This window comes from Caballeronia sordidicola (genome assembly GCF_000729995.1).
GTDB classification, from domain to species: Bacteria; Pseudomonadota; Gammaproteobacteria; order Burkholderiales; family Burkholderiaceae; genus Caballeronia; species Caballeronia sordidicola_A.
Genome location: NZ_JNFG01000029.1, coordinates 36,241 through 62,275 on the forward strand (window position 1 = coordinate 36,241; position 26,035 = coordinate 62,275).

Annotated in this window: 22 protein-coding genes, 1 other RNA gene and 1 pseudogene; 11 read left to right on the top strand and 13 right to left on the bottom strand. The window is 60.1% G+C overall.

Annotated elements, in window-relative coordinates:
- Positions 1-9: 9 nt before the first annotated feature.
- The 3 genes from serC to gyrA form a co-directional block, all read right to left on the bottom strand.
- Entirely contained in the window at positions 10-1,092 is a 1,083-nt protein-coding gene (gene serC / locus FH08_RS0125355; RefSeq protein ID WP_031361053.1) for a 3-phosphoserine/phosphohydroxythreonine transaminase, read from the bottom strand.
- Positions 1,093-1,294: 202 nt separating this feature from the next.
- Positions 1,295-1,897 carry a DUF2059 domain-containing protein gene (locus FH08_RS0125360; protein ID WP_031361054.1) on the bottom strand — a complete coding sequence of 201 codons (603 nt, stop codon included), beginning with the start codon at positions 1,895-1,897 and terminating at the stop codon, positions 1,295-1,297.
- A gap of 131 nt (positions 1,898-2,028) precedes the next feature.
- Positions 2,029-4,734, bottom strand: a complete 2,706-nt coding sequence (gyrA, locus tag FH08_RS0125365; RefSeq protein ID WP_081889566.1) for a DNA gyrase subunit A — start codon at positions 4,732-4,734, stop codon at positions 2,029-2,031.
- A 723-nt stretch (positions 4,735-5,457) separates the two neighbouring features.
- On the opposite strand from gyrA, the gene ompA reads away from it, so the two are divergent.
- The 4 genes from ompA (at position 5,458) to ssrA (ending at position 8,259) form a co-directional block, all read left to right on the top strand.
- Positions 5,458-6,111: an outer membrane protein OmpA gene (ompA, locus tag FH08_RS0125370; protein WP_031361056.1), complete on the top strand. Its 654-nt coding sequence runs from the start codon at positions 5,458-5,460 to the stop codon at positions 6,109-6,111.
- Between the two features lie 195 nt (positions 6,112-6,306).
- Positions 6,307-7,005: a bifunctional 2-polyprenyl-6-hydroxyphenol methylase/3-demethylubiquinol 3-O-methyltransferase UbiG gene (gene ubiG, locus FH08_RS0125375; protein ID WP_031361057.1), complete on the top strand. Its 699-nt coding sequence runs from the start codon at positions 6,307-6,309 to the stop codon at positions 7,003-7,005.
- Positions 7,006-7,082: 77 nt separating this feature from the next.
- Positions 7,083-7,799: a phosphoglycolate phosphatase gene (gene gph, locus FH08_RS0125380; protein ID WP_031361058.1), complete on the top strand. Its 717-nt coding sequence runs from the start codon at positions 7,083-7,085 to the stop codon at positions 7,797-7,799.
- Between the two features lie 91 nt (positions 7,800-7,890).
- Positions 7,891-8,259: a transfer-messenger RNA gene (gene ssrA, locus FH08_RS49970) on the top strand.
- 114 nt (positions 8,260-8,373) lie between these two features.
- Here ssrA and FH08_RS0125385 read toward each other — a convergent pair.
- The 6 genes and pseudogenes from FH08_RS0125385 to FH08_RS0125410 all read right to left on the bottom strand — a co-directional run bounded on the left by FH08_RS0125385 (position 8,374) and on the right by FH08_RS0125410 (position 11,573).
- On the bottom strand, positions 8,374-8,661 hold the full coding sequence (locus FH08_RS0125385) for a helix-turn-helix domain-containing protein (protein WP_031361059.1): 288 nt from the start codon (positions 8,659-8,661) through the stop codon (positions 8,374-8,376).
- A gap of 3 nt (positions 8,662-8,664) precedes the next feature.
- Entirely contained in the window at positions 8,665-9,036 is a 372-nt protein-coding gene (locus tag FH08_RS54030; protein ID WP_268810833.1) for a type II toxin-antitoxin system RelE/ParE family toxin, read from the bottom strand.
- A complete protein-coding gene (locus tag FH08_RS0125395) occupies positions 8,921-9,214 on the bottom strand; it encodes an addiction module antidote protein (RefSeq protein WP_031361061.1) in 294 nt (97 codons plus the stop codon). The genes FH08_RS54030 and FH08_RS0125395 overlap by 116 nt, the downstream gene beginning before the upstream one ends.
- Positions 9,215-9,217: 3 nt before the next feature.
- Positions 9,218-9,516, bottom strand: a pseudogene (locus tag FH08_RS48585) (type II toxin-antitoxin system RelE/ParE family toxin).
- A gap of 524 nt (positions 9,517-10,040) precedes the next feature.
- Positions 10,041-10,304 (bottom strand): hypothetical protein, encoded by a 264-nt coding sequence (locus FH08_RS0125405; protein ID WP_031361062.1) that lies wholly within the window; start codon positions 10,302-10,304, stop codon positions 10,041-10,043.
- A gap of 180 nt (positions 10,305-10,484) precedes the next feature.
- Positions 10,485-11,573: a substrate-binding domain-containing protein gene (locus tag FH08_RS0125410; RefSeq protein WP_031361063.1), complete on the bottom strand. Its 1,089-nt coding sequence runs from the start codon at positions 11,571-11,573 to the stop codon at positions 10,485-10,487.
- Between the two features lie 140 nt (positions 11,574-11,713).
- On the opposite strand from FH08_RS0125410, the gene FH08_RS0125415 reads away from it, so the two are divergent.
- Genes FH08_RS0125415 through FH08_RS0125430 form a run of 4 tightly spaced genes read left to right on the top strand, consistent with a single transcriptional unit; the run spans position 11,714 to position 16,953 of the window.
- A complete protein-coding gene (locus tag FH08_RS0125415; protein WP_031361064.1) occupies positions 11,714-12,205 on the top strand; it encodes an NAD(P)H-dependent oxidoreductase subunit E in 492 nt (163 codons plus the stop codon).
- Complete coding sequence (locus FH08_RS0125420; RefSeq protein ID WP_031361065.1) at positions 12,202-13,758, top strand: formate dehydrogenase beta subunit; 1,557 nt, start codon at positions 12,202-12,204, stop codon at positions 13,756-13,758. The genes FH08_RS0125415 and FH08_RS0125420 overlap by 4 nt, the downstream gene beginning before the upstream one ends.
- A gap of 16 nt (positions 13,759-13,774) precedes the next feature.
- Positions 13,775-16,705 (top strand): formate dehydrogenase subunit alpha, encoded by a 2,931-nt coding sequence (gene fdhF / locus FH08_RS0125425; RefSeq protein WP_031361066.1) that lies wholly within the window; start codon positions 13,775-13,777, stop codon positions 16,703-16,705.
- A gap of 2 nt (positions 16,706-16,707) precedes the next feature.
- Entirely contained in the window at positions 16,708-16,953 is a 246-nt protein-coding gene (locus FH08_RS0125430) for a formate dehydrogenase subunit delta (RefSeq protein WP_031361067.1), read from the top strand.
- Positions 16,954-16,957: 4 nt separating this feature from the next.
- Here FH08_RS0125430 and FH08_RS0125435 read toward each other — a convergent pair whose 3' ends face one another.
- The 3 genes from FH08_RS0125435 to FH08_RS0125445 form a co-directional block, all read right to left on the bottom strand.
- Entirely contained in the window at positions 16,958-18,688 is a 1,731-nt protein-coding gene (locus tag FH08_RS0125435) for an FAD-dependent monooxygenase (protein ID WP_051888507.1), read from the bottom strand.
- Between the two features lie 66 nt (positions 18,689-18,754).
- Positions 18,755-19,807 (bottom strand): cation diffusion facilitator family transporter, encoded by a 1,053-nt coding sequence (locus FH08_RS0125440; RefSeq protein WP_051888508.1) that lies wholly within the window; start codon positions 19,805-19,807, stop codon positions 18,755-18,757.
- Positions 19,808-20,170 carry an ArsR/SmtB family transcription factor gene (locus tag FH08_RS0125445; RefSeq protein WP_031361070.1) on the bottom strand — a complete coding sequence of 121 codons (363 nt, stop codon included), beginning with the start codon at positions 20,168-20,170 and terminating at the stop codon, positions 19,808-19,810. It lies immediately after the preceding gene.
- Positions 20,171-20,264: 94 nt separating this feature from the next.
- Here FH08_RS0125445 and FH08_RS0125450 point away from each other — a divergent pair, with 94 nt between their 5' ends.
- Positions 20,265-22,142 carry a tetratricopeptide repeat protein gene (locus FH08_RS0125450; RefSeq protein WP_031361071.1) on the top strand — a complete coding sequence of 626 codons (1,878 nt, stop codon included), beginning with the start codon at positions 20,265-20,267 and terminating at the stop codon, positions 22,140-22,142.
- 81 nt (positions 22,143-22,223) lie between these two features.
- Here FH08_RS0125450 and FH08_RS0125455 read toward each other — a convergent pair whose 3' ends face one another.
- Positions 22,224-23,522 carry an MFS transporter gene (locus FH08_RS0125455; protein ID WP_031361072.1) on the bottom strand — a complete coding sequence of 433 codons (1,299 nt, stop codon included), beginning with the start codon at positions 23,520-23,522 and terminating at the stop codon, positions 22,224-22,226.
- Positions 23,523-23,809: 287 nt separating this feature from the next.
- Here FH08_RS0125455 and FH08_RS0125460 point away from each other — a divergent pair, with 287 nt between their 5' ends.
- Positions 23,810-24,352 (top strand): GNAT family N-acetyltransferase, encoded by a 543-nt coding sequence (locus tag FH08_RS0125460; protein ID WP_031361073.1) that lies wholly within the window; start codon positions 23,810-23,812, stop codon positions 24,350-24,352.
- Between the two features lie 356 nt (positions 24,353-24,708).
- Positions 24,709-26,007 carry a hypothetical protein gene (locus tag FH08_RS0125465; RefSeq protein WP_152602918.1) on the top strand — a complete coding sequence of 433 codons (1,299 nt, stop codon included), beginning with the start codon at positions 24,709-24,711 and terminating at the stop codon, positions 26,005-26,007.
- Positions 26,008-26,035 lie beyond the last annotated feature (28 nt).

The following is a 26,035-nucleotide window of genomic DNA, read 5'->3' on the forward strand; positions in this document are numbered from 1 at the left end:
GGCCCGACTTCAGGCGCTGGCCCGCTCGAATTCCTTCATATACTCGACGAGCGTCTTCACCGCTTCGAGCGGCACTGCGTTATAGATGGACGCGCGCATGCCGCCGACCGACTTGTGGCCTTTCAGCTGCAGCAGGCCGCGCGCTTTTGCGCCGGCCAGGAATGCTTCGTTACGGGTTTCGTCGGCGAGAAAGAACGGTACGTTCATCCTCGAGCGCGACTGGCGCTCGACTTTGTTCAGATAAAAACTGCTGGTGTCGATGGTGTCGTACAGCAGCGTCGACTTTTCGATGCTGCGTGCTTCCATGGCTTCCAGCCCACCCTGCTTTTTCAGCCACTTGAACACTAGGCCCGCAATGTAGATGGCGTAGGTGGGCGGCGTGTTGTACATGGAATTGTTCGCGGCCACCGTCTTCCATTCGAACGCCGACGGGCAGATAGCCAGCGCACGGTCGAGCAGATCCTCGCGCACGATCACGACCGTCACGCCCGCCATGCCAATGTTCTTCTGCGCGCCGCCGAACAACACGCCGTATTTCGCGATGTCCATCGGGCGGGAAAGAATGTGCGACGACGCGTCGGCGACCAGCGGCACCGAACCGAGATCGGGAATCTCAAAGGTCTCGACGCCGTCGATCGTTTCGTTCGTGCAGATGTGGACGTAGGCCGGATCGTCGGAAAGATGCCATTCTCCGACCTTCGGCACGTGCGTGAACCCTTGCTCCGTCTTGCCGTTCGCGGCAATGTGCGGGGTGCCGTACTTCTGCGCTTCCTTGAAGGACTTCTGCGACCACGAGCCTGTCACAACGAAGTCCGCGGTTTTGCGTGCCCCGAGCATGTTCAGCGGGACGATCGCGTTCTCGCCTATGCCGCCGCCCTGCAGGAACAGGATCCTGTGCGACGCGGGCACTTTCAGCAGATCGCGGAGATCGGTCAGCGCGGCTTCATGGATTGACATGAATTCAGCGCCGCGATGACTCATTTCCATCACGCTCATGCCGCTGCCGCGCCAATCGAGCATTTCGTCGGCGGCTTGACGGAGTACTTCTTCGGGCATTGCTGCAGGACCAGCGGAGAAATTGAAGACGCGCATCTGATAAACACCCCGAAAAACCGGACGCAACAAAGAGAACGCCAGCGAGAAAAGCTGAATAAAGCCTGAATCTCGCCACGAAAAACAAATGGCTGTTTGCGTCTGAACGCAAACAGCCATTATCGCACCGTCCCGAAAACCCGCCAATCTGCAGCCGCTTACTGCAGCCACATGAACGGCGGCGGGTTTTGGCAGCCTTAGCTTACTTCGGCTTGACAGCAGCCACTTCCTTGTCCGCTTGCGCGCGGGTGGCCTTGATCGATTGCGGCATGTATTTCTGCATCAGACCGTTCACCACGTCACGACCCACCTGGTCCTGAACCTGGATGAACTTGCGACCCGTCGGGCTCTTGTAGAACGTCGTCAGGTCCTTGATTTCAGCCGTCGTGTAGTACTTCGCGTACGCGTCGTACTGAGCCTGCATGGCGTCCTGACGGAACGAGTCGGTCGCGAAGACCTGACCAGCCGAATCCACCAGCTTCGGTACCGTGTCCTTCTGGAGCTGAGGAACAGAAGCTTGCTTCTGCTTGTCGTTCATCGTCTTGTTTTCGCTCAACGCGTCGGACAGGATGGCCGGAACCAGTTGCTTCGACTGCATTTGTGCACTGTTACCAATGGCGCCGACGAGCTTTTGCGCGTCGATTGCGTCCAGCAGGTCCTTGATCGCAGCTTGCTTCGCCGGATCCGGTGCCGCTGTGGCTGCATCTGCAGCCGGCGTCGTCGCTTGGCTCTGGAGTGATTGAGCCGATGCGAAAGCCGGTACCAAAGCAGCCAGCAACATCCATTGTTTAAACTGTTTTTGCATCATTACTCCCTTAAAAAATTTTTGCTTCCATCGCGGCGCGACTCGGCATTTGCTCAAGGCATTTGCTCAAATCGCGCAGCTTATCCATTCAAGCTTTCAGAAACAGAACAGGCGCGGTGGAGAACACTGGGTCAGGACGTGCTGTCCTCATCACCTTCCGACGTGTCGTCCGGGGTGTCGCCTGCATCGGTCGCATCATCAGCCGCAGCGCTGGCCGTTGGCTCGCCGGCATCGTTTGCCTCGCCCGCTTCACCTTCCAGATCGGCGTCGAGTTCGACTGCCACTTCCGCCTCGGCGATATGCTGCAAGCCGGACAGCTTGGTGCCGTCGTCAAGACTGATGAGTGTAACACCTTGGGTTGCACGGCCCATTTCACGGATTTCCGACACCCGCGTGCGGATCAGCACGCCGGTATTGGTGATCAGCATGATCTCGCTTTCCGGCTCGACGAGCGTTGCGGCAACCACCTTGCCGTTACGTTCCGACGTCTGGATAGCGATCATTCCCTTCGTGCCACGGCCGTGACGGGTGTATTCGTCGATCGGCGTACGCTTGCCGAAGCCGTTCTCGGTCGCAGTCAGCACCGACTGGTTTTCACCGCCGGCGACGAGCAACGCGATGACCTGCTGCCCTTCTTCCAGTTGCATGCCGCGCACGCCACGGGCTTCGCGGCCCATTGCACGCACGTCGTTTTCGTCGAAACGCACTGCCTTGCCCGAATCCGAGAACAGCATCACGTCATGCTGGCCATCGGTAATCGCCGCGCCGATCAGGAAATCACCGTCGTCCAGACCAACCGCAATGATGCCCTTGCGCAACGGCCGGCTGAAGGCTTCCAGTGGCGTTTTCTTGACCGTACCCAATGAAGTCGCCATAAAAACGTATTTATCGGCGGAGAATTCCTTGATCGGCAGCACGACGTTGATCTTCTCGCCGTCCTGCAGCGGGAACATGTTCACGATCGGCCGGCCGCGCGAATTCCGCGAGCCCTGCGGTACTTCGTAGACCTTGATCCAGTAAACACGGCCACGGTTCGAGAAACACAGCATGTGATCGTGCGTATTCGCGATGAAGAGCGTGTCGATCCAGTCGTCTTCCTTCATCTGCGTGGCCTGCTTGCCGCGGCCGCCACGCTTTTGCGCGCGATACTCGGACAGCGGCTGCGACTTCACGTAACCGGTGTGAGACATGGTCACGACCATTTCCTGCGGCGTGATCAGGTCTTCGGTATTCAATTCGGTCGCATTCAGTTCAATGCGCGAACGACGATCGTCGCCGAATTCGGCACGAATCGACGCCAGTTCTTCAACGATAATCGCGCGAATCCGTTCCGGCCGCGCCAGGATGTCGAGCAAGTCGGCGATTTGCGCCATCACTTCCTTGTACTCGCCAACAATCTTGTCCTGCTCGAGCCCGGTCAGGCGTTGCAGGCGCATTTGCAGAATTTCCTGCGCCTGGACGTCGGACAGCTTGTACAAGCCATCGGCCTGCATGCCGTACGCCGGATTCAGCCCTTCCGGCCGGTACGCCTGACGCCCGCCCGATTCCTCGGTTTCGGCGCGCGACAGCATTTCGCGCACGATTTCCGAGTCCCAGGCGTTGTTCATCAAGTCCTGTTTCGCGATCGGCGGAGTAGGCGCTGCCTTGATGATGCGGATGAATTCGTCGATATTCGCCAGCGCCACCGCCAGGCCTTCCAGCACGTGGCCACGATCCCGCGCCTTGCGCAGTTCGTATACAGTGCGCCGCGTCAGCACTTCCCGCCGATGCGACAGGAAACACTCCAGCATCTGCTTCAGGTTCAGCAAACGCGGCTGGCCGTCGACCAGCGCGACCATGTTGATGCCGAACGTGTCCTGGAGCTGCGTCATCTTGTACAGATTGTTCAGCACCACTTCCGGCACTTCGCCGCGCTTCAGTTCGACCACCACGCGCATGCCGCTCTTGTCGGATTCGTCGCGGATGTCCGAGATGCCTTCGATCTTCTTCTCGTTCACCAGCTCGGCAATGCGCTCGAGCAGCGTGCGCTTGTTCACCTGATACGGGATTTCGTCGACGATGATCGCCATCCGCTGGCCGCGGTCGATCTCTTCGAAGTGCGTGGTCGCGCGCATCACGACACGTCCGCGGCCTGTTCGATAGCCGTCCCGTACGCCCGAGACGCCATAAATCACGCCGTACGTCGGAAAATCCGGTCCCGGAACGATTTCCATCAGTTCATCGATGGTCGTGTCGGGGTTATTCAGCAGATGCATGCAGGCATCGACGATTTCGCGCAGGTTATGCGGCGGAATATTCGTCGCCATGCCCACAGCAATGCCGGCAGAGCCATTGATCAGAAGATTGGGGATGCGTGCCGGCAGAACCAGCGGCTCGCTTTCGCTGCCGTCGTAGTTCGGGCCGAAGTCGACCGTTTCCTTGTCGATATCCGCCAGCAGCTCATGGCCGATCTTGGCCATGCGGATTTCGGTGTATCGCATGGCGGCGGCGTTGTCGCCGTCGACCGAACCGAAATTGCCCTGGCCGTCGACCAGCATGTAGCGCAACGAAAACGGCTGCGCCATCCGGACGATGGTGTCGTAGACCGACTGGTCGCCGTGCGGGTGATATTTACCGATGACATCGCCCACAATACGCGCCGACTTCTTATAGGCACGATTCCAGTCGTTATTCAGTTCGTGCATTGAATACAGCGCGCGACGGTGGACTGGCTTGAGGCCGTCGCGGACATCGGGGAGCGCTCGCCCCACGATCACGCTCATCGCGTAATCGAGATATGAGCGGCGCATTTCCTCCTCGAGGGAGATTGGCAGGGTCTCTTTGGCGAATTGATCCATTTATCCGTGTCTTGAACTGTGCGGCGCCGGCGCGGAATAAAAGCCTCTTTTGCGGCGTTTTACCCGGGATTCACCGTCGTTTAGCATCGGCATTGCGAAAGCAACGCATCACGCGATTCTAACATGCGCGACATCCGCTCCCGGGACCGCTGCGTATACAGGGAGTCGGAACAGAGAGAATTGAGAAATTCGGGGACAAAACAGCGCGGCCGCGGGCGGATCAGGAACAGCATCGATATGCGCAAGCCAATGACTAGCATGACGCGGGCCTGTTGGACAATCAGTAGCGAAAGCTTACAAATTGCCACATAGAACAAAGTGAAAACGTCAGACTAACCCGCTATCATTCGCCGTCACGGGTTTTGACGCCGCCAATTCACGCGCGAAAAACCGTCGAAAAAGAATGTATTGATGTTTTTGGAAAAAGTTCCGGGGTGGCACGCATTGTGCGCATGTTCGGCACGTATCAAACCCTGCAATTCCTTGCCCCGTCTTGTTGCGCATGCACCACATAAGGTTGCGGGCGTTAGGGGGTCAGGGATATTTTTATCGTTGCAAGGGAACGATATGGCAAAATGCGAACGCACAAAGTTAGACACTGCTCGAAGTCTACACACAGCGTTTTGTTCCGCGGTAATGTTATACTTCGAGCAATGTATGACTTGTCTTCGTCAACAAGGCTCGCAGTAAACCTGCGGTAATCTCAATTTCGAGAGGAGAAATATGAATAAACTTTCAAAGCTCGCGTTCATTGCAGCTACCGCAGTTATGGCTGCATCGGCGATGGCGCAATCGGTCCCGGCTTCGCGCCAGGCTGTGAACGACAACTGGGTGAACGGCACGGGCGAATACGTGTGGATGAACGGCACGAACGAGCTTTGCTGGCGTGACGCGTTCTGGACCCCGGCAACGGCCAACGCAAAGTGCGATGGCGCGCTGGTAGCCCAGGCACCGCAGCCGCCGGTCGCACCGGCACCGGCTCCGGTTATCCAAAGCCAAAAGGTTACGTACCAAGCTGACGCTCTGTTCGACTTCGACAAGGCCATCCTGAAGCCAGGCGGCAAGGAAAAGCTTGACGATCTCGCATCGAAGATTGGCGACCTGAACCTGGAAGTCGTGGTCGCAACGGGTTATACGGACCGTATCGGTTCGGACAAGTACAACGATCGTCTGTCCCTGCGCCGTGCACAAGCTGTCAAGGCATACTTGGTCAGCAAGGGCATCGAAGCCAACCGTATCTATACGGAAGGCAAGGGCAAGCGTAACCCGGTCACCACGGGTTGCAACCAGAAGAACCGCAAGCAACTTATCGCCTGCCTCGCACCGGATCGTCGCGTGGAAGTCGAAGTTGTTGGAACCTCGCGTCAAGCGCAGTAATTCGCGACTGATTGCCGCAGGATCAAAGCCCCGCTTCGGCGGGGCTTTTTTTATGTACTGCGCGTCTTGCTGCACGCCCGGGGCCTCCCCCTGCTCGACCAGCCTGGGCTCGTGGCGCGTTTCACCGGCTCTCGCCACCGCCTATATACTTGCTGCTTGACCGTTCCTGACCTTATGTTTCAAGGCTATCCGCACATGATCAATGCCGATCCCCACGAGCTTCAGAAATTCAGCGAGCTGGCTCATCGCTGGTGGGACCCGAATGCGGAGTTCAAGCCACTGCACGAACTCAATCCGGTGCGGCTCGACTGGATCGACGCGCTTGCGCATCTGCCGGGCAAGCGCGCGCTGGATATCGGTTGCGGCGGCGGCATCCTGTCTGAATCCATGGCCGTGCGTGGCGCAAAGGTGAAAGGCGTGGATTTGTCATCAAAAGCGCTGGGCGTGGCCGACCTGCATAGCCTGGAGAGCGGCGTCGAGGTCGAATACGAAGAGATCGCGGCCGAGGCGCTGGCGGCGCGGGAACCCGGCAGCTATGACGTGGTGACCTGCATGGAAATGCTCGAGCACGTGCCGGATCCGGCGGGCATCGTCCAGGCGTGCGCCACGCTCGTCAAACCCGGGGGCTGGGTGTTTTTCTCCACGCTCAACCGCAATGCGAAGGCGTATTTGTTCGCGGTGATCGGCGCGGAATACATTGCGCGGATGCTGCCGCGCGGCACGCACGATTACGCGCGCTTCATCAAGCCGTCAGAACTTGCGCAGTACGTGCGTTCTGCGCAACTTGATATCGTCGAGATCAAAGGGATTACGTACCGGCCGCTGAGCAAGCGCTTCGGTCTCTCCGACGACTCAAGCATCAACTATCTGATGGCTTGCCGCCGCGTGGCCTGACGGGAAAAGACATGAGCGATCGCCCAAGTGATGCCGACCCCACGCCTCCGAGCGTCATCGAACCTGTACGGACTTTCATGAGCGACGACCCGACGCCCTTGCCCCAGCATCAAATCGACAAGACCCGGCTCAGGCTCTGCCACGCGGTTTTGTTCGATCTCGACGGGACCATCGCTGATACCGCGCCCGACCTCGTCGCCGCGGTCAACAAGATGCGGCACGACCGTGGGCTGGAAATGCGGCCGCTCGAAACCTTGCGCCCATTGGCGTCGGCGGGAGCGCGCGGATTACTTGCAGGGGCATTCGAGATCGGGCCGGAGCATCCCGATTACGCGTCCATGCGCGAGGAGTTCCTCGCCAACTATGAAGCGGATTTGTGCATCGAGACGACGCTGTTTCCGGGCATCGACGAATTGCTCAATCAGCTCGATGCACGCGGCGTGCGCTGGGGCATTGTGACCAACAAGGCAACGCGGCTGGCCGAACCGCTGGTGGCGCTGCTTGGACTGGCTGAGCGCGCAGCGTGTCTTGTTTGCGGCGATACCACCCCTCACTCGAAGCCGCATCCGGCGCCGTTGCTGCATGCTGCTGAATTGATGGAAGAAGCGCCTGAGCGTGTGGTGTACGTAGGTGACGACCTGCGAGACGTGCAGGCGGGTTTCGCCGCCGGCATGGTCACGGTGGCGGCCGCCTACGGGTACTGCGGGACGGATTTGCCGCCCACCCGGTGGCATGCTGATCACGTGGTGGAAACGACAATCGAATTGCAACATCTGCTGCGCGATGTGCAGTAGCGTGCGTGCGAACGCAGTTGACGGCGCGGCCATGCGGACGGGCTCTCCGACGAAAACGCGGACGAAACTGTGAGATAATGGCCAATGCTTCGGGGGCGACCTGGTTTCGACAGGGGTTGCGAAGCGGCTAGGGCATACCGAGGACCCGTCACCTCGTAAATCAATGGGAAAAACGTAACTGCAAACGACGAAACGTTCGCACTGGCAGCCTAAGGGCCGCCTGCCTCTCCCTAGTTTACTGACGGACTAGAGTCGCAAGACCGGTAGCAATACCGCGAGAGGTCATATACGTCAGATAAGCCTTGTCGGCGTCACGACGCCAAGGTCGAAAATTTAGTGAATCGCCGAAGCGAAGCGTGTTCGTCCGCGTCGCCAGGTTAAATCAAATGATAGAACTAAGTATGTAGAACTGGTCGTAGAGCGCTACTGGACGCGGGTTCGATTCCCGCCGCCTCCACCAATAACGCATCCGGACTTGTGCCGGATTATTTGAAACCCCGTGGGCCGAAAGGCTTCGCGGGGTTTTTTATTGTCGGCGTCGCCTTTCCATTGCTACCGTCAATCCGGAGCGCGCTCATGCTGCCTCAAGGGCCACGCGCGGATGTAGACCGGCACGCACTGCCAACGTGACAAGCATGTCGAGGCTGAATTTCTCCCACTTGCCGCGCATGAGGTCGGACACGCGGGTTTGTCCGATGCCAAGCGTTGCAGCAGCCTGCGCCTGGGTCCACGACCGTGCCTCGATGGCTAAACGCAACGACGCCATGAGATCGGCTCGTAGTTGCAGCAACGTTGACTCTTCCTCAGAAAAGCCGAGATCCGCAAACACGTTACCGGTCGATTCAGTAATCGGTTCATTCATGGTTTAACCTCCAATCTGCTTATAACGCCGCGCCGCGAGATCGATATCCGCCTTCGATGTCTTCTGTGTCGTTTTAGGAAATGCATGCAGCACGTACACGGCATCCGCGAACTTTGCCACGTAGATGACACGCCATTCGCCTTCCACGTGAATCCTTACTTCGTATGCTCCGGCTCCGATTGTCACCATCGGCTTAAAGTCGGACGGCATCATGCCACGCTGAATAGCATCCAATTCGAAGCCGGAGTAACCTTTCGTGTCAGGTTGTCGACGCGTGCAGGCGGATGCCGAGCGCCCGCACGACCTTCCAGATAGTGGCGAACTCCGGATTACCTTCGCCGGACAGGGCGCGATATAAGCTTTCGCGCTTGACACCGGTTTCTCTCGCCAGTTGCGACATGCCACGGGCGCGCGCTATCACGCCAAGAGCATGAGCAATGAATTTTGGATCATCTCCCGCCTCCTCCAGGCAGGCGTCAAGATATGCAGCCATTTCCTCTTCAGTACGCAAATGCTCAGCGGAGTCCCAAGAAGTTGTCTTCACTTTGGTCATGATTCATTCCGTATCGAGGTTTGCTGCAAGGGCTTTGGCCCGGTCAATGTCAGCCTGCTGCGTAGACTTATTACGCCGCACAGCAGGATCACGAGAACTGCACCGCTCTGCGTGTAATACACCCGGTAGCCGGGACCTAGATCAATGCGCAGTTCGTTGACGCCACCACCAACCGATTTATGATCGCCGGGGTTGCCCGTCGCCAGCCGATCGATTCGTGCCTGAATCCGAACTCGGGTGCGCAGGTCCCGCAGACGATCAAACCAGTGGTCGAAGACATCGGTAGTACGGATGGCGGGCATCGGTTCGATTGTAATCCATAGGGGACAATGCTTCAAATAAGCACGTGACAAAGACGCTCAAATGGATCGGCTGCTTTGCGCGCATGGCTGCGAGCTCGCCCTTTCAACGCCGAGTCCATCAGCTCGGTTCGGTCGTCAGCCGATAAATTCGAACCTACACTCGGAGCCCAACTCAGGTCGCTTAGAAGACAAAAAATGACATGCGACCAACCCATTGATTCAAGGTAGTCTTCGGAAAAATCGGCCCGTGAGTTTCGCCCGATCTGCGGAATGCGCAAGAGCACGGCATGAGCCGCCCCCAAAAACAAAAACGCGCCGCCGAAAATCCGGCGACGCGTTTCAAATCGAATCTATCTGATTCAGCTAAATCAACTCAGCCCTAGCCGTGACTAGCCGTAGCTCAAACGGGTATTTCAAGTCGCCGCGGTATCACGCTTTTAAGCCAGTTGCACACTGCAACCCAGCAGCTTCGATATCAGCCGCCGCGTGCGAGCCTGGACTTTATTATCAGCGCTCCTGCAGGCTTATTGGTCCTGCGGGCACTGCAAGTTACAGCCGTTCGGATCGCCCAGGTCACCGCGCTTGCGCTTCGCCGTCACGCCGTTCTGATACTTGTCCGACGGCGCGGAAGCGGCAAACTGCAACTGCGGATGTTCTTTCAGGCGAAACTGGTCCTGCAAAATGCCACCGGGAACACCAGGGGAATTCTGGGCAAAAGCGACGGGCACAAAGGCAACGGCGCTTACAACGAACGCGATCAACGCGGCAACGCTCAAAAGCAATTTCATGGCAGCAGTAACGGTGAGTAAAACAGTCGTCGGTTAAACGTTTGGCCAGCGGCATCTCCCGCATGCTGAGAGGCGACACAACGTCGCATGTAACACCATGAGCCTGCCGAGCCAACCATCAGGTTAACGTAATTCTAAACATAAGGCTTCGGATCGGCCGAATAGACCGGATCTAAATGGTTACCGCACGTTTCCGGTCGCTCCGCTGAGCGCCGCCTCGAGCTCAAGCAGTTGCCCGCAAAAAGCCGGATCGTAACCCTCCAGATGCGCCACGCTGTCACGGAACGCATCGCTGCGCAGCACCTCCAGTAGGCCGCTGAGTCCCGCGTCGTTGAGTTTGTCGCGGTTGCACACGAACAAGTAGTCCTCTTCGATAATCGGGATGAAATCCAGCCCAAACTGCTGTGCGGCCGGCTGCACGCCAAAGCCAAGATCGGCCATGCCGCTCGCGACAAATGCAGCAATGGCCGAATGCGTCAGTTCGGCGGTGGCATAACCGTTGATGCTCGCGGGATCGACGCCAATCTGGCGCAGCGCCAGATCCAGCAACATACGCGTGCCTGATCCGGGCTGGCGGTTGACGAAGCGAATGTCGTCGCGGGCGAGATCGTGCAAGCCGCGTATACCTTTGGGATTGCCCTTCGGCAGAAACAGGCCCTGCGTGCGCCGCGTCAGATGAATCAGCCGATGCCGCCCCGCGTCGAGCCAGGGCCGGTAGATTTCGGCGCAACTCGCGCGGAATTCGCCGATCGGCAAGTGGAAACCCGCCAGCTCGCACTCGCCGCGCGCGAGCGCGCTGACGGCTTCAGCGCTTTCGCGGTACTTGATGTCGGCGGGAATCTGCTTGCCAGCCAGCGCGCCCACCAACGCCGCGACGGCGTACCCATGCGAGGCGTGAATCCGTATCTCGCTAATGGCGCGCGACAGCCGCCGGTTCAGTTCGCCGGCCACTTCGCTAGCCAACGCCTGAAGCGGCCCGTCGAGCCGCTCGTTCGACAAACGCTGCGCCCGCAGCACTGCTTCGCCGAGCTCCGACAGCACCGACCCGCGGCCACGCGACTTCGTGATCAGCGCGCCGCCCAGCCGCGTCTCTATGTCGCGCAAAAGGCCCCACGCGTGCCGATAGGACAAACCCTTAGCCGACGCGGCTTGCGCAATGCTGCCGGTCTGCGAAACCAGCAGCAAAAGCGGCACGGCCGCGCTGAGACTGGCTTCGCGGCCCGTGGCGTCGCGCAAGACGAGCTCTGTACGGCATTCGACATCGATCATATGTAGTCTCAGTTCCTATTGCCATCGACCGGTTAGCCTCGTATCTTGCATATCACGGGCTCGGTGCAGCAAATTATAAGACCGATATATGCATTTATAAAACATATGCCGAGCAATGGAGATTCCCCACAATGGTCCAGATGCCTCACAACCACCAAACTCAGCCGGCCGGCACGCCCGATGAGCGCGTCGCGCGCCATCTGAAAAAGGGTGCGTCGCTGCTCGCCGTGCTGCACGCTATTCAGGACGAAGCCGGTTACATTCCCGCCGATGTCATCGCCCCACTCGCTCAGGCCATGTCGCTGTCGCGCGCGGAAGTGCACGGCGTGATCACCTATTACCACCATTTCCGCTCCGAGCCGCCTGCGCGCGTGACGGTGCAGTTGTGTCGTGCCGAGGCCTGCCGGAGTATGGGAACGGAAGCGCTCGCGGCGCATATCGAAGGGCATACGGGGTGCAAGTTCGATTCCGGTCATCGGGTTGATACCGAGCTCGAAACCGTGTATTGCCTCGGGCAATGCGCGCTGTCGCCGGCCATGACCATCAACGGCGAGTTGCATGCCCGCGTCACGCCCAAGAAGTTCGAGCGGCTGTATGAAGCGGCGCGCGCAAGCGCGGAGGACCTGGTATGACGCGCATCTACGTCCCTTGCGATTCATCGGCACTGGCGCTTGGCGCTGATGGTGTCGCGCTGGCAGTTGCCGTTGAAGCTCAGGCACGCGGGATTGAAGTTGAAATCGTGCGCAACGGTTCGCGCGGCATGCTGTGGCTCGAACCGCTGGTTGAGGTTGAGACGGCGGAAGGCCGTATCGGTTATTCGAATGTCGATGAAGACGATGTTGCCGCGCTCTTCGATGCCGACCTGGCAAATGGCGGCGCGCATGAAAAGCGCGTCGGCGTAGTCGATACGCTGCCGTGGCTTGCCAAGCAGCAACGCCTGACGTTTGCGCGCATCGGCATCACGGACCCGCTTTCCACCGATGACTACGTGAAGCATGGCGGCCTCGAAGGTTTGCGCAAAGCGCTTGAAACCGATGGCGATGCCGCCTGCGAAGCGCTGCTCGAATCGGGTTTGCGCGGACGCGGCGGTGCGGCGTTCCCAGCCGGTATCAAGTGGCGCACGGTGCGGGCAGCATTGGCGCCGCAAAAGTACATTGTCTGCAACGCCGACGAAGGCGATTCCGGCACGTTCTCGGACCGGCTGGTCATGGAAAGCGACCCGTATATGTTGATCGAAGGGATGATCATCGCGGGGATCGTGACCAAGGCGACGAAGGGTTATATCTATGTGCGCAGCGAATATCCGCACGCAATCGCGACGCTGAATCGCGCCATCGATAAAGCCCGCGACGCCGGTTGGCTCGGTGCAAGCGTGCTCGGCACTGATAAGGCGTTCGAACTGGAAGTGGCCAAAGGCGCCGGATCGTATGTCTGCGGTGAAGAAACGGCGTTGCTGGAGTCGCTGGAAGGCAAGCGCGGCGTAGTCCGCGCGAAGCCGCCGGTGCCGGCCTTGGTCGGTTTGTTTGGGCAGCCGACGGTGATCAATAACGTCATCACCCTGGCGACGGTGCCCATCATCTTCGCCAAAGGCGCCGCGTTTTATCGCGACTTCGGCATGGGCCGCTCGCGCGGCACGCTGCCGTTCCAGATAGCAGGCAATGTGAAGCAAGGCGGCCTCGTGGAGCTCGCGTTCGGCGTGACCCTGCGGTCTCTGATCTATGAATACGGCGGCGGCACGGCCAGCGGCCGGCCGGCGCGCGCCGCGCAAGTCGGCGGTCCGCTCGGCACCTATTTGCCAGAAAGCCAGTGGGATATTCCCATGGACTACGAAGCGTATGCAGCGGTCGGCGCGGTGGTCGGACATGGCGGTATCGTGATTCATGACGATACGTCGAATCTCGCCGACCTCGCCCAGTACGCGATGCACTTCTGCGCCGTGGAATCGTGTGGCAAATGCACGCCCTGCCGCATTGGTTCCACACGCGGTGTTGAAGTCATCGCGAAGATTCGTGCTGGCGATACATCGCCGAAACAAGTGACGCTGCTGCGCGATCTCTGCGACACCATGGTTAGCGGCTCACTCTGCGCAATGGGCGGCATGACGCCGTATCCGGTGCTCTCGGCACTCGACCATTTCCCTGAAGACTTCGGTCTTTCCAAAAAGCCGTCGCAGAAAGCGGCTTAAAAGAAGGAACACAACCATGTCCAACTCATCCTGCGGTTCCGGCAATTGCGCGTGCAAGACGAAACTGCGCGATCCCTTCGACGATACCGACTACGGCACACCGCTGCGCCATGCGGATATCGACGTGACGCTCGACATCGACGGTACGTCGGTGACCGTGCCGGCCGGAACGTCGGTGATGCGTGCAGCGATCGAAGCCGGCGTCAACGTTCCTAAGCTCTGCGCGACGGATTCACTTGAGCCATTCGGTTCGTGCCGTCTGTGCCTGGTTGAAATTGAAGGCAAGCGCGGCTACCCGGCGTCGTGCACGACGCCCGTTGAAGCCGGCATGAAAGTGCGCACGCAGACGAACAAGCTGCAGTCGCTGCGTAAGAACGTGATGGAGTTGTATATCTCCGATCACCCGCTCGACTGCCTCACCTGCCCCGCCAACGGCGACTGCGAGTTGCAGGACATGGCGGGCGTGGTCGGCTTGCGCGAAGTTCGCTACGGCTATGAAGGCGCGAATCACCTGTTGGACAAGAAGGATGAATCGAATCCGTATTTCACGTACGACGCGTCGAAGTGCATCGTCTGCAATCGCTGCGTGCGGGCCTGTGAGGAAACGCAGGGAACGTTCGCGCTGACCATCGCGGGGCGTGGTTTTGAATCGCGCGTGGCCGCGAGTGAAAACCAGCCGTTCATGGAATCCGAATGCGTGTCGTGCGGTGCGTGCGTGGCGGCTTGCCCGACCGCGACGCTGCAGGAAAAAACCGTGATCATGCTCGGCCAGCCCGAGCATTCGGTCGTGACGACGTGTGCGTATTGCGGCGTCGGCTGTTCGTTGAAAGCCGAGATGAAAGGCAGCGAAGTCGTGCGCATGGTGCCGAACAAGAACGGCCAGGCCAACGATGGTCACGCGTGCGTCAAAGGCCGCTTTGCATGGGGTTACGCCACGCACAAGGACCGCATCACCAAGCCGATGATCCGCGCCAAGATCACCGATCCTTGGCGCGAAGTGAGCTGGGAAGAAGCGCTCTCCTACGCTGCCAGCGAATTCCGTCGAATCCAGGACAAACATGGCGTGGATTCGATTGGCGGGATTACATCGTCGAGATGTACGAACGAGGAAACCTACCTCGTGCAGAAACTCGTGCGCGCGGCGTTCGGCAATAATAATGTCGATACCTGTGCCCGCGTTTGTCACTCACCGACCGGTTATGGCCTGAAGACTACGCTGGGTGAATCGGCGGGAACGCAGACCTTCGCGTCCGTCGAGAAAGCCGATGTGATCGTCGTGATCGGCGCGAATCCGACCGATGGCCATCCGGTGTTTGCATCGCGGCTGAAGCGCCGCGTGCGTGAAGGCGCACAACTGATCGTGGTCGATCCGCGTCGGATCGATATCGTGAATACGCCGCATGTGAAGGCGTCGCATCATCTGGCATTGCGGCCGGGCACGAACGTCGCCATGGTCAACGCGCTCGCGCATACCATCGTGACCGAAGGCTTGGTGAAGGAAGATTTCGTGGCCGAGCGCTGCGATCCCCGTGCGTTCCAGCAATGGCGCGACTTCGTCACCCTGGACGAGAACTCGCCCGAAGCCATGGAAGCCATCACTGGCGTGCCGGCGCAATCGGTGCGCGAAGCCGCGCGCATCTATGCGAATGCCGGCAACGGTGCGATCTACTACGGCCTGGGCGTGACTGAACACGCGCAAGGCTCGACGACGGTCATGGGTATCGCGAACCTCGCGATGGCCACCGGCAACGTCGGCCGCGAAGGCGTGGGTGTGAATCCGCTGCGTGGTCAGAACAACGTGCAGGGTTCGTGCGACATGGGTTCGTTTCCGCATGAGTTGCCGGGTTATCGGCATATCAGCGATGCGGCAGTGCGTTCATTGTTCGAAGAAGCATGGAACGTGAAGCTGCAATCGGAGCCGGGCCTGCGGATTCCGAACATGTTCGATGCCGCCGTTCATGGCAGCTTCCTTGGCCTGTACTGCCAGGGCGAGGACATCGTTCAATCCGATCCGAATACGCAGCATGTATCGAAGGCGTTGTCGTCGATGGAATGCATCGTCGTGCAGGACATCTTCCTGAACGAGACCGCCAAGTATGCGCACGTGTTCCTGCCAGGTTCGTCGTTCCTCGAGAAGGACGGCACGTTCACCAACGCCGAACGGCGCATCTCGCGCGTGCGCAAAGTCATGCCGCCGTTGCCGGGCCTGGCCGATTGGGAAGTCACGATCAAGCTCGCCCGCGCGCTCGGTTATGAAATGAACTACACGCATCCGTCGCAGATCATGGACGAAATCGCGCGCCTCACGCCCACGTTTACCGGCGTGTCGTACAAACGTCTCGATGAGCTCGGCAGCATCCAGTGGCCGTGCAACGAGCATGCACCGGACGGCACGCCGACGATGCATATCGATGAATTCGTGCGCGGCAAGGGCCGCTTCGTCATCACGAAGTTCATCGCGACGCCGGAGAAGGTCACGCGCAAGTTCCCGCTGCTGCTCACCACGGGCCGCATCCTGTCGCAGTACAACGTGGGCGCGCAGACGCGTCGCACGGAGAACTCGCGCTGGCATGACGAGGATCGGCTGGAGATTCATCCGCATGACGCCGAGGACCGCGGTATCAAGGCGGATGATTGGGTCGGGATTGAATCGCGTGCCGGACAGACCGTGCTGCGCGCGAAGATCACCGAGCGGATGCAGCCGGGCGTGGTGTACACGACGTTCCACTTCCCTGAATCGGGCGCGAACGTGATCACGACCGACTCCTCCGATTGGGCCACGAATTGTCCTGAGTACAAGGTGACGGCGGTGCAGGTGATGCCGGTGGAACAACCGTCGCAATGGCAGAAGGATTATTCGCGCTTCAATACGCAGCAGTTGGAGTTTCTCGAGTTGCGTGATTCAACGGTGGCGACGGTGACACCTGTCACGTCGTCGGGGAAATAATCATGGATGTGAACAGCCTGGTCGTGATGGCGAATCAGATCGGTGAATTCTTCGATTCGATGCCGGATCGTGCCGAAGCGGTGGATAGCGTAGCCGATCACATTCACAAGTTCTGGGCGCCCCGGATGCGGATTGCGCTGCTCAACGGGTTGGACGATCCGGGCATTGCTTCCGAGCTTGAACCTATCGTGCTGGAAGCGCTGACGAAACATCGGGTAGCGTTGACGCCGGCGGGGGCAGTGGCATAACCCCTCACCCCTCCTCTCGCGGCTGCGTCGAACCGAACCAGGTTTCGCAATGACGCAGCAACGCCTGCGTATCCGACGGCGCTCGCCCTCTCGCCGCAATATACCCATCCGGGCGCACAAGATAAAAGCACGGCCGCGTGCGCCCGTACGCATCGGTCAGTGAATTCATGTTGTCGCTGTCGTTATCGGTGATACGCCACACGCGCACGGTATTCGGCAACACCTCTTCCACCAATACCGCCAGCTCATCCAGGTTTTTATCGCGGATAGCATGCGCAACGGTCAGCGTCGCGGGCGCCATTGCAATGTCATTCTCCGGCGACAGGTTCACTAGCAGGAACAACGAGAAGCACGCGGGATCGTGAAGATCGAACAGACAGCCCACGCCCGGCGCCCGTCCAAGCGGGCCATCGATGACATGCACCCACGCGTCCGGCGCGCGCTCACCCGCACGCGGACCGCCGTCGAGCGAGCGATCCAGCGTCAGCGGACTGCGCCGGTATTGAATCGACAACTCGCTGACCGTGCGTCGAGCGGCATCACGCAACGGACCGATCGCCGATAGAGCCGGCATCACGTGGTCACGGATCAGCTTCATCGGCCCATGCTCCGCGGCGGCCATTTGCGTCATGAAACTGGATTGCCGCAGCACATCGCGCTCAATCGGATGACGCTCGTCGTGGTACGTATCGAGCAAACGGTCAGGCGCGACCCCGGCGAGCATCCGCGCGATTTTCCAGCCGAGATTAAACGCCTCCTGAATGCCCGTGTTCATGCCTTGGGCACCGGCCGGACTATGGACATGCGCAGCATCGCCGGCGAGAAAGATGCGGCCCGAACGCAGCCGGTCGGCCATGCGGTTATTCAGATGAAAATACGACGACCACTGAAGGTTGGTCACCGTCACACGATGATGAATACGCCGTTGGATAATCGCCCGGCATTCGTCGAGCGTCGGCGCCGCGCTCTCCGGACTGACTATCCCGTGGTCGGGCGCCGTACCGGGCTCCGCACCGGACACCACGCGCTTGTCCGCGATCAGGCGCGTGCGGCCACCGCCCATCGGAAACAGGGTTGCGATTCCATCGCCGGACGCGAAAATATGGAATTCGTCGTCGGGCCATTCGGTATCGGCTTGCAGGTCGGCGAGCAGGAAAGTTTGCTCGAAAGTCTTGCCCACGAACTCGATGCCCAAACCGTGGCGCACCGTGCTATGGGCTCCGTCCGCTCCGATCAGGTAGGACGGGTGAATCGATTCTTCAGCACCGTTCCAATGCTGCACGGCCGCGTCCAGCCCCGCCGATCCCTGCCGGAAACGCGTCAATTCCACGCCGCGCTCAATGCGCACGCCGAACGACGCAAGGTGCTCCGTCATCAGGCGCTCGGTGACGGATTGATCGAGGAACAGCAGATACGGATACCGCGTTTGCAAGGGATCGAAGTCGAGCCGCGCCAGGCGCTGGCCGTTCGAATAGAGGTTCGCAACACGCGCCCGGTGACCGACTTCGAGAAACGGTTCAACCAGCCGATGCTGCTCGAAGAGTTCCAGCGTACGCGCCTGGATGCCGATGGCGCGTGACCACGGCGAGGGTTCGCGGGCCTTGTCGATGAGACGCACCGGAATACCGGCGCGCGACAGGCTCATTGCGGCGGCGAGGCCCGTTGGACCGGCGCCGGCGATCAGAACCGGCGGCACGTCAAGGATTTTGTGTCGATTCGGCGTCTGCGCGAGCATGCGCTTCTCCCTCAAACTTCACGCTACCAAGTGTACGCCGGTCGCCTCGCGCGAACGACCGCTCGCTCAATGCGTGTGAGGAGCGTGATGAGCCTCATGAGCGGGAGATTGCGCCGGCGAACGTTCGTGCAACGAGCAGTGATGCTCGGTCGTGCCCCGTTCCACCTGCAGCGTGGCATGGTTCATCGCGTGATCGCGGCGCAAGGTCGCCACGATGCCGTCCACGAATCCATCGCCGGGATGGCCTTCCGGCATCACCAGGTGTGCGGTCATTGCGTTCTCCGTGGTGGACAGCGCCCAGACGTGGAGATCGTGGACGTCGGTGACGCCCGGCACACCCGCCAGATACCGTTCGATACCCTGCTTGTCCACGCCAGGCGGGACCGCACCCATTGCAAGACACATCGCGTCGCGGCCGAGGCTCCACGTGCCCACCACGATCACGCAGACCACGATGATGCTCATCACCGGATCCAGCCAGCTCGCACCGGTGAACAGGATCACGAGGCCGCTGATGGCAACGGCCGCGGAGACGCCGGCGTCGGCAGCCATGTGGAGAAAAGCGCCGCGAACGTTCAGGTCCCCTTTGCTGCCCCGCATGAACAGCCATGCCGAGAAACCGTTCACGACCATGCCGATCGTTGCAACGATAAACACATCGAGGCCCGCAACAGGCGCCGGATTGAGCAGGCGCTGCACGGCTTCGAGCACGATCGCGCCGCACGCGAAGAGCAGCAGCGCGGCGTTGGCGAGCGAAGCGAGTATCGACGAACTGCCCAGTCCAAACGTGTAGCGCTCCGACGGTTTGCGCGTGCCGAGCCAGACGGCGCCCCAGGCGAGCAGCAGGCCGAGGACATCGGAGAGATTGTGGCCGGCGTCGGCAAGCAGCGCCGTGGAATGGGCGATAAAACCGTACACCGCTTGCACCACCACGATCAGCATGTTCAGCCCGACTGCGATCGCGAAGGTGCGGCCCTGCCCCGCTTGCGGCGCGTTATGGTGATGGTGGCCGCCGGCGCCGTGGTTGTGGGCGTGACTTGGCTCATGCTTATGGTCATGACCGTGGTCGTGGTCGTGCGCATGACCATCGGCGTGCTGGTGTTTCTCTTGAGGTTCCATTTATTCGTTATCCGGTCGGAAGTCGGCCTGCGGCTCGGCAACGTGTTCGAGCAACTCGGCCAGCATGGCGCTGATGTGGTTATCGGCGGCGAGATAGAAAACCTGCTTGCCTTCACGCTCGGCGCGCACGATCCGCGCCGCCCGCAGCAAACGCAGGTGATGGCTGACGAGCGAAGCCGACAACCCCAGCGATTCCGCTATGGCCCCCACCGCGCAGCGCCGTTCGACGCACGTCAGCACAATGCGCAGACGCGTGGGATCGCCCAGGAGGCGGAACAGGTCGGCGAGCGGAACAACCCGCTCATCGGTTGCTACAAAGGGAGAAGACAAAATAGATCGACTAACAATTGAACAAGTGTTCATATGTTACAGAAATGAATCTGGTCGAGTCAACGCAAAATTCGGGATCGGCGGCGAACGTGTGTAAAAATGAGGCGTTTGCATTCGATTTTCCTCAATGGATACAGTTTTTGCGCGTGGCTTCGCGGCGCATCGCGATGGCCGCCTCACCGAAGCGGAACGCGACTATCAAGCCGCGCTTGCCGCAGAGCCCTCCCACGTCGACGCACTTCATCTGCTCGGCGTGCTGCGCCATCAACAGGGCCAGCACGCGGAAGCAGCCGAACTGGTGCGTCGCGCGGTGGACCTGCGCCCCGCCGATGCCGGTCTGCAACTCAATCTTGGCAACGCGCTAAAGGCGCTGGGCCGGATCGACGACGCCATCGAGCGATTCCGCAACGCGCTGCATCTGGAACCCGGTTTTTCGCTCGCGCAGTACAACCTCGGCAATGCGTACGCGGCGGCGGGCCGTCACGAAGACGCCGCCGATGCCTTCGAAAAAGCGTTGCGCCTGCAACCGCTGGACGCCGCGACCTGGAACAACTTCGGCAATGCGCTGCTCGGCATGCGTCGTTACGAGGAAGGCGCGAAGGCATTTCGCCGCGCGTTGCAGATCCGTCCCGGCCACGCGGGCGCGCACAACAATCTCGGCATGGCGCTCAATTCGCTTGGCGACACCCACGGCGCGATCGAGCAATTCCGCGCTGCCATGACGGTCGAGCCGAACTATGTCGCGGCGCATTTCAACCTGGGCAATCTCCTCGATGCCACCGGCCACCCGGACGAAGCCGTCCCGGTGCTCCAGAAAGTACTACGCATGCAGCCGCAATTCGCGCCGGCGCACTTCGGCCTGGGGCATGCGCTTGCGGCTATCGGCTCGCATGAGGCTGCATTGCCGCAATTCGAGCGCGCGGTCGGGCTGGATCCGAAGTACGGCGTTGCGTGGCTGGGCCTCGGCAACGCGCATCTGGCGCTGGGTGCGCACAAACCCGCGCTGCGTGCGTTCGATCAAGCCTTGCGGCTCGATCCCGGTCTTGTCGCGGCTAATCTGAACCGGGCGCTGACGTTGCTCGCACTCGGCGATTACACGCGCGGCCTGCCCGCCTATGAATGGCGTCTGCGCACGCCGGGCAGCATTACGCAGCCGTCGCTGCCGAGATGGAACGGCGAGCCGCTGCCGTGTCGGACGCTGCAGATTCGCGCGGAACAAGGTTTCGGCGATACCCTGCAGTTCGTTCGTTTCGCCCCCTTCGCGGCGAAGCTGGTCGGACAGGTCGTGCTTGAAGTACAGCCGGAACTCGTCGCGTTGCTGGAGCCGGCGGCGCACGCGGCGGGCGTCTCGCTGGTTTCGCTGAAGAGCTCGGCCAACGGTTCGGCTAATGCAGCCCCGCTCGCCGATGCAGACGCTTTCTCGCCGTTGTTGAGCTTGCCCCTGGCGCTGGGGGTATCGACCGCCGAAAAAGTGCCCGCGCGCACGCCGTATCTCGTGGTGCCGGCGGCTTATCGGAAGAAGTGGCGCGGCTCGCTCGGCGGTCAGTCGAAACGCAAGCTGGGCATTGCATGGTCCGGGCGTATTCAGCCGGGTGAAACACGTTCGGCGCCGCTTGGCATGCTCGAACCGCTGTTCAGGCTGGAAGGCATCGACTGGATCGTCTTGCAGCCCGTGTTGACCGACGAAGAGCGCGCATGGCTGGACGCTCATCCGCGCGCCCGCTTCATACAGCGACTGGAAGGCAAGCTCGAAGATTTCGCGGATACGGCTGCAATCGTGGATCGGCTGGACGGCGTGGTATCCGTCGATACCGCCGTCGCTCACCTGACCGGCGCGCTGGGAAAACCGTTATGGCTGATGCTGCCGTTCGCGGCCGACTGGCGCTGGGGTATCGATACCGCGTCGACTCCGTGGTACCCGAAAGCACGCTTGTTCCGGCAACCGAAACCCGGCGCATGGGACGATGTCATCGGACGGGTTGCGAGCGAGATAAGCGCTTCGTAGTACGGGTTCGGAAGCATTGAACGCACAAACAAAAATCCCTCGCCATTAGCGAGGGATTTTTAGTTTCAAAGCCGGCAAATATCACGCCGTCTTGTATTGACTCCGCGCTTGTGTGGATCGATACAGGACCAGCGTCGCGATCAAGCCGCAGACCGCGGCTACGGACATCCACGCGCCCGGTGCCGCCTTGTTGCCGGTCGTGTGAATCAAGTACGTGGAGATGGCAGGCGTGAACCCACCGATGGTCGTCGCCAAGCTATATGCCAGCGAGAAACCTGTCGTGCGGACTTCAACCGGCATGACTTCGGTGAGCGCCACGACCATCGCGCCGTTATAGCTGCCGTAGAGGAACGAAAGCCACATCTCCACGCCGAGCAAGCGCAGGAACGACGGATCCGCGACGAGCCACTGCACGGCCGGATACGCCGTCAGGATGGTCAGGATGGTGAAGAACAGCAGCACCGGGCGGCGTCCGATGCGGTCGGAAATCGCACCGGAAAGTGGCAGCCACACAAGATTCGACAAGCCGATGAACACCGTCACCACCAGTGCATCGATGGACGAAAGCTTGAGCACTTCCTTGCCGAAGGTCGGCGTGTAGGCGGTGATCATGTAGAACGACACCGTGGTCATGATGACCATGCCCATGCCGGCGAGCACGATGCCCCAGTTGGAGATCATCGACTTCATGATCTCGCGCATTTCCGGACGATGTTTGCGTGCAAGGAATTCCTCGGTTTCCTGCAACGAACGGCGAATGATGAACAGGAACGGCACGATCAGGCAGCCGATGATAAACGGCACGCGCCATCCCCACGCGGTCATCTGGTCAGGCGGCAAAATCTGGCTCATACCAACGCCGATGAGCGCAGCGAACACCACGGCTACTTGCTGGCTACCCGACTGCCACGAGCAATAAAAGCCCTTGTTGCCCTTGGTCGCGATCTCGGAGAGATACACCGAAACGCCGCCAAGTTCCACGCCGGCCGAAAATCCTTGCAGCAGACGCCCGAGCAACACGATGATCGGCGCCAACACGCCAATGGTCGCGTACCCCGGAATCACCGCGACCAGCAACGTGCCGATCGCCATCATGGTCAGCGTAAGGATCAGGCCTTTGCGTCGTCCGTGATGATCGATGTACGCGCCAAGCACGATGGCCCCGATTGGCCGCATCAGGAAACCCGCGCCGAACACGGACAACGCCAGCATCAGCGACGCGAATTCGTTACCGCTCGGGAAGTAGGTCTTGGCGATGGCCGAGGCGTAATAGCCATAGACCATGAAGTCGTACATTTCGAGGAAATTGCCGCTGACAACGCGGAACACCGACTTCACCTTCGACTCGTTCGCAGGCGTTGCATGTGACGGGCTGGACATGGTTATCTCAAAAAACAGTGGCCGGATTCAGCGGCAGATGCGCGGCTGACCCACCGGATGTTGACGACGACCCGATAGCACTCCATCGGATGCCTGTGTAAGCTTCGCCGTGCTCAGACCGGCGGAAAATGCTCAAAACGATGCGAAAGCGCGCGGGATAGCCGCCGGTTAAGCAAACAATCACTTCAAAAGCATGCACGAAACGAATGTTACAGCGGGAAAGTGAAATTCGCCTACCCGGAACATCGCGTATATGCGTGTAAAAAAACTCTAAACTCGTATTACATATGTCTACCGATAAGCCTACATATTCAGATCCTTCATGGCCCTTCGTGCTGCGGCCGGCGACGTCCGCCGACGCGCCACTCATCGCCCGTATGCATGCGCAAAGTTGGGCGTCGGGCTATCGCGGAATTCTCCCGGACGATTTTCTCGATCGGGAAATGTCGGCCGAACGCGAAACCCACTGGAGTACGCGATTTGAAGAACTGGCCGCCGGTGCGGGCGAAGTCGTGATCGCTATGCACGATGACCAGCCGATCGGTTTTCTTTGCCTCGTCGCGCCCGATGAAACCGGCAGCGTACTCGTGGACAATCTGCACGCACTGCCGGGCGCGAAGGGTAGCGGCCTGGGCACTGCAATGCTCGGTTTCGCGGCGCGTTGGGCAAGCGATCGAGCGGCAACCAGCCTGCATTTGTTTGTGCTCGAGCCGAACGTTGCGGCTATCGGTTTCTATGAGTCTCGCGGATGGAAATTGGCCGGTCGCGAAGACGACACAATGGGCGGCATTGATATCATCGCGCTGCGTTATGTCCTGCCTATCGGCTGAAGCCCAGGCGTTTCTTTTGCCTTCGCAGATCGGTCGGGGTAATCTCGTTCAACGCCTGCACATCAAGTAAAAAGCAAGTATCCGGGGAGTCAGGTGTCGTGCGCCGAAACGTCCGTTGCGTCCGTGTCGAATCAGCGATTTTTTTTCATTCCGAACACCTCTTATTCAAGGAACTAAGAAGGTTCTGAGCGACGCCCAAGCTGGCGCTGGGTATCATCGAGGGCTGTTCTGTGGCGGTCCGGGCAAGGTGAATTATTCGACACCTTTGCGGCAACAACCGGGCGACGTCCACACGGCTGCTTCACTTGTTCGTTCGTTGAGCAGTCCTGACGCCCGCTTTCGGAAATGAGAAAAAGATGAATGCTCCTATGGTCGTTGTACAAGGCGATCTGCTTCTGCCGACGCTGTTCCCGCTTGCCAGTATGCCCAACGCCGTTTATGGCGAAGAGTGGACGCTCACCGGCACGCGTCCGGCCTTGACCGAATATGAAATTCCGTTTTACGCGGCTCGATTTCTCACGGCCTATATCAGCCCACTTTCTCTTCGCAACGATCGTTTCCCGTACACGCCGGCGAGTCTGTGGGGCAAGTTCAAACGCAGCGACGAACTCAACCATGCTGAGCAAGGCTTTAGCGTTCCCCCGATTCCCGTCAACGAAACACCGCAAGCCGCGGAGCCGGCACCCTTCGCGTTCGAGCCATTCACCGCGTCCGACGATCGGCATGTGAAGGCGCCGGCGGCCAATAACGATCATCACAAGCAGCTTGCTGGTGGCGCGATTGCGCTGGCATGCGCTGCGTTTATTGCGTGGGCATTGTTCGGTACGAAAATCGGTCATCAGGATACCGAAACGCAAAAGCCTACGGTTGTGTTGAGCGCTACTCCAACTGTCAAGCCGATCGCTGATTCTGAAACCATCCACGCAACCGATGCGTCAAGCGCAACGGTGGTGGTTGCTTCGGCTTCGCCTTCGGCTGGCGCGTCGACTTCTGGTGGCGCCTCGAACGTGGCTTCAACGGCAGTCAAGACTGCCGCTTCGGCTGGCGCTTCTGCCGCTCGCGCCACAACTGCTGTGATTGCCGCTTTGCCTGCGGTGCAAAAAACCGTCGATCTCAGTACCGCCCAAGGCAACAGCAAGCCGCTGGCGCGCACGGTCACGAGTACGAGCACCATGGCTAGCGATGGCCGCGCCAGCGCACCCAACGCCATATCGGAACGCGCAACCAAAGTGCGGACGGTTTCGCAACCCGTGGAACGCCATGGTTCGAAAGCCAAGGCGAAAAGCAGGCGTGATGCGCATCGGTACGAGATGATTCATCGGCGGCATGGTCATGAGTATCTGGGTGCGCCGGTTTATCGCAGCACCGGGCATGAAGCACCGCTCGCCGCTCCGGGCCACCGTACGCTTACGCGTGCTGACGCACGCGCCAACCCGGCGAACTCATCGCTTAGCGTCACCGACATGTACAACATGCTCGCGCACTCTGCCGTGCTCGATGACAACAGCGGCGCTCCCCGCCAGCCAGTTCGCGTAGCTCCCAGAGAAGCGGCGGCGTTGCCATCACTCCGCTCCGGCGCCAGCGATGCACCCAACTGGAATTCCGACTTGAGCCAACGCCGCGTCACCGACACGCCCTCGCAATTTTCCAAGTGAACGGCAGCCCCCATGGCCACATCGTGCA

What these genes read in the sequence shown, in the direction of transcription:
- FH08_RS0125410 (WP_031361063.1), bottom strand. Translation starts at nt 11,573, where the DNA reads ATGATCGATGTCGAATGCCGTACAGAGCTCGTCTTGCGCGACGCCACG.
- FH08_RS0125455 (WP_031361072.1), bottom strand. Translation starts at nt 23,522, where the DNA reads ATGTCCAGCCCGTCACATGCAACGCCTGCGAACGAGTCGAAGGTGAAG.
- FH08_RS0125435 (WP_051888507.1), bottom strand. Translation starts at nt 18,688, where the DNA reads ATGCTCGCGCAGACGCCGAATCGACACAAAATCCTTGACGTGCCGCCG.
- FH08_RS0125440 (WP_051888508.1), bottom strand. Translation starts at nt 19,807, where the DNA reads ATGGAACCTCAAGAGAAACACCAGCACGCCGATGGTCATGCGCACGAC.
- FH08_RS0125430 (WP_031361067.1), top strand. Translation starts at nt 16,708, where the DNA reads ATGGATGTGAACAGCCTGGTCGTGATGGCGAATCAGATCGGTGAATTC.
- FH08_RS0125450 (WP_031361071.1), top strand. Translation starts at nt 20,265, where the DNA reads ATGGATACAGTTTTTGCGCGTGGCTTCGCGGCGCATCGCGATGGCCGC.
- fdhF (WP_031361066.1), top strand. Translation starts at nt 13,775, where the DNA reads ATGTCCAACTCATCCTGCGGTTCCGGCAATTGCGCGTGCAAGACGAAA.
- FH08_RS0125405 (WP_031361062.1), bottom strand. Translation starts at nt 10,304, where the DNA reads ATGAAATTGCTTTTGAGCGTTGCCGCGTTGATCGCGTTCGTTGTAAGC.
- FH08_RS0125385 (WP_031361059.1), bottom strand. Translation starts at nt 8,661, where the DNA reads ATGAATGAACCGATTACTGAATCGACCGGTAACGTGTTTGCGGATCTC.
- FH08_RS0125445 (WP_031361070.1), bottom strand. Translation starts at nt 20,170, where the DNA reads ATGAACACTTGTTCAATTGTTAGTCGATCTATTTTGTCTTCTCCCTTT.
- gph (WP_031361058.1), top strand. Translation starts at nt 7,083, where the DNA reads ATGAGCGACGACCCGACGCCCTTGCCCCAGCATCAAATCGACAAGACC.
- ubiG (WP_031361057.1), top strand. Translation starts at nt 6,307, where the DNA reads ATGATCAATGCCGATCCCCACGAGCTTCAGAAATTCAGCGAGCTGGCT.
- serC (WP_031361053.1), bottom strand. Translation starts at nt 1,092, where the DNA reads ATGCGCGTCTTCAATTTCTCCGCTGGTCCTGCAGCAATGCCCGAAGAA.
- FH08_RS0125395 (WP_031361061.1), bottom strand. Translation starts at nt 9,214, where the DNA reads ATGACCAAAGTGAAGACAACTTCTTGGGACTCCGCTGAGCATTTGCGT.
- FH08_RS0125420 (WP_031361065.1), top strand. Translation starts at nt 12,202, where the DNA reads ATGACGCGCATCTACGTCCCTTGCGATTCATCGGCACTGGCGCTTGGC.
- gyrA (WP_081889566.1), bottom strand. Translation starts at nt 4,734, where the DNA reads ATGGATCAATTCGCCAAAGAGACCCTGCCAATCTCCCTCGAGGAGGAA.
- ompA (WP_031361056.1), top strand. Translation starts at nt 5,458, where the DNA reads ATGAATAAACTTTCAAAGCTCGCGTTCATTGCAGCTACCGCAGTTATG.
- FH08_RS0125460 (WP_031361073.1), top strand. Translation starts at nt 23,810, where the DNA reads ATGTCTACCGATAAGCCTACATATTCAGATCCTTCATGGCCCTTCGTG.
- FH08_RS0125415 (WP_031361064.1), top strand. Translation starts at nt 11,714, where the DNA reads ATGCCTCACAACCACCAAACTCAGCCGGCCGGCACGCCCGATGAGCGC.
- FH08_RS0125360 (WP_031361054.1), bottom strand. Translation starts at nt 1,897, where the DNA reads ATGCAAAAACAGTTTAAACAATGGATGTTGCTGGCTGCTTTGGTACCG.
- FH08_RS0125465 (WP_152602918.1), top strand. Translation starts at nt 24,709, where the DNA reads ATGAATGCTCCTATGGTCGTTGTACAAGGCGATCTGCTTCTGCCGACG.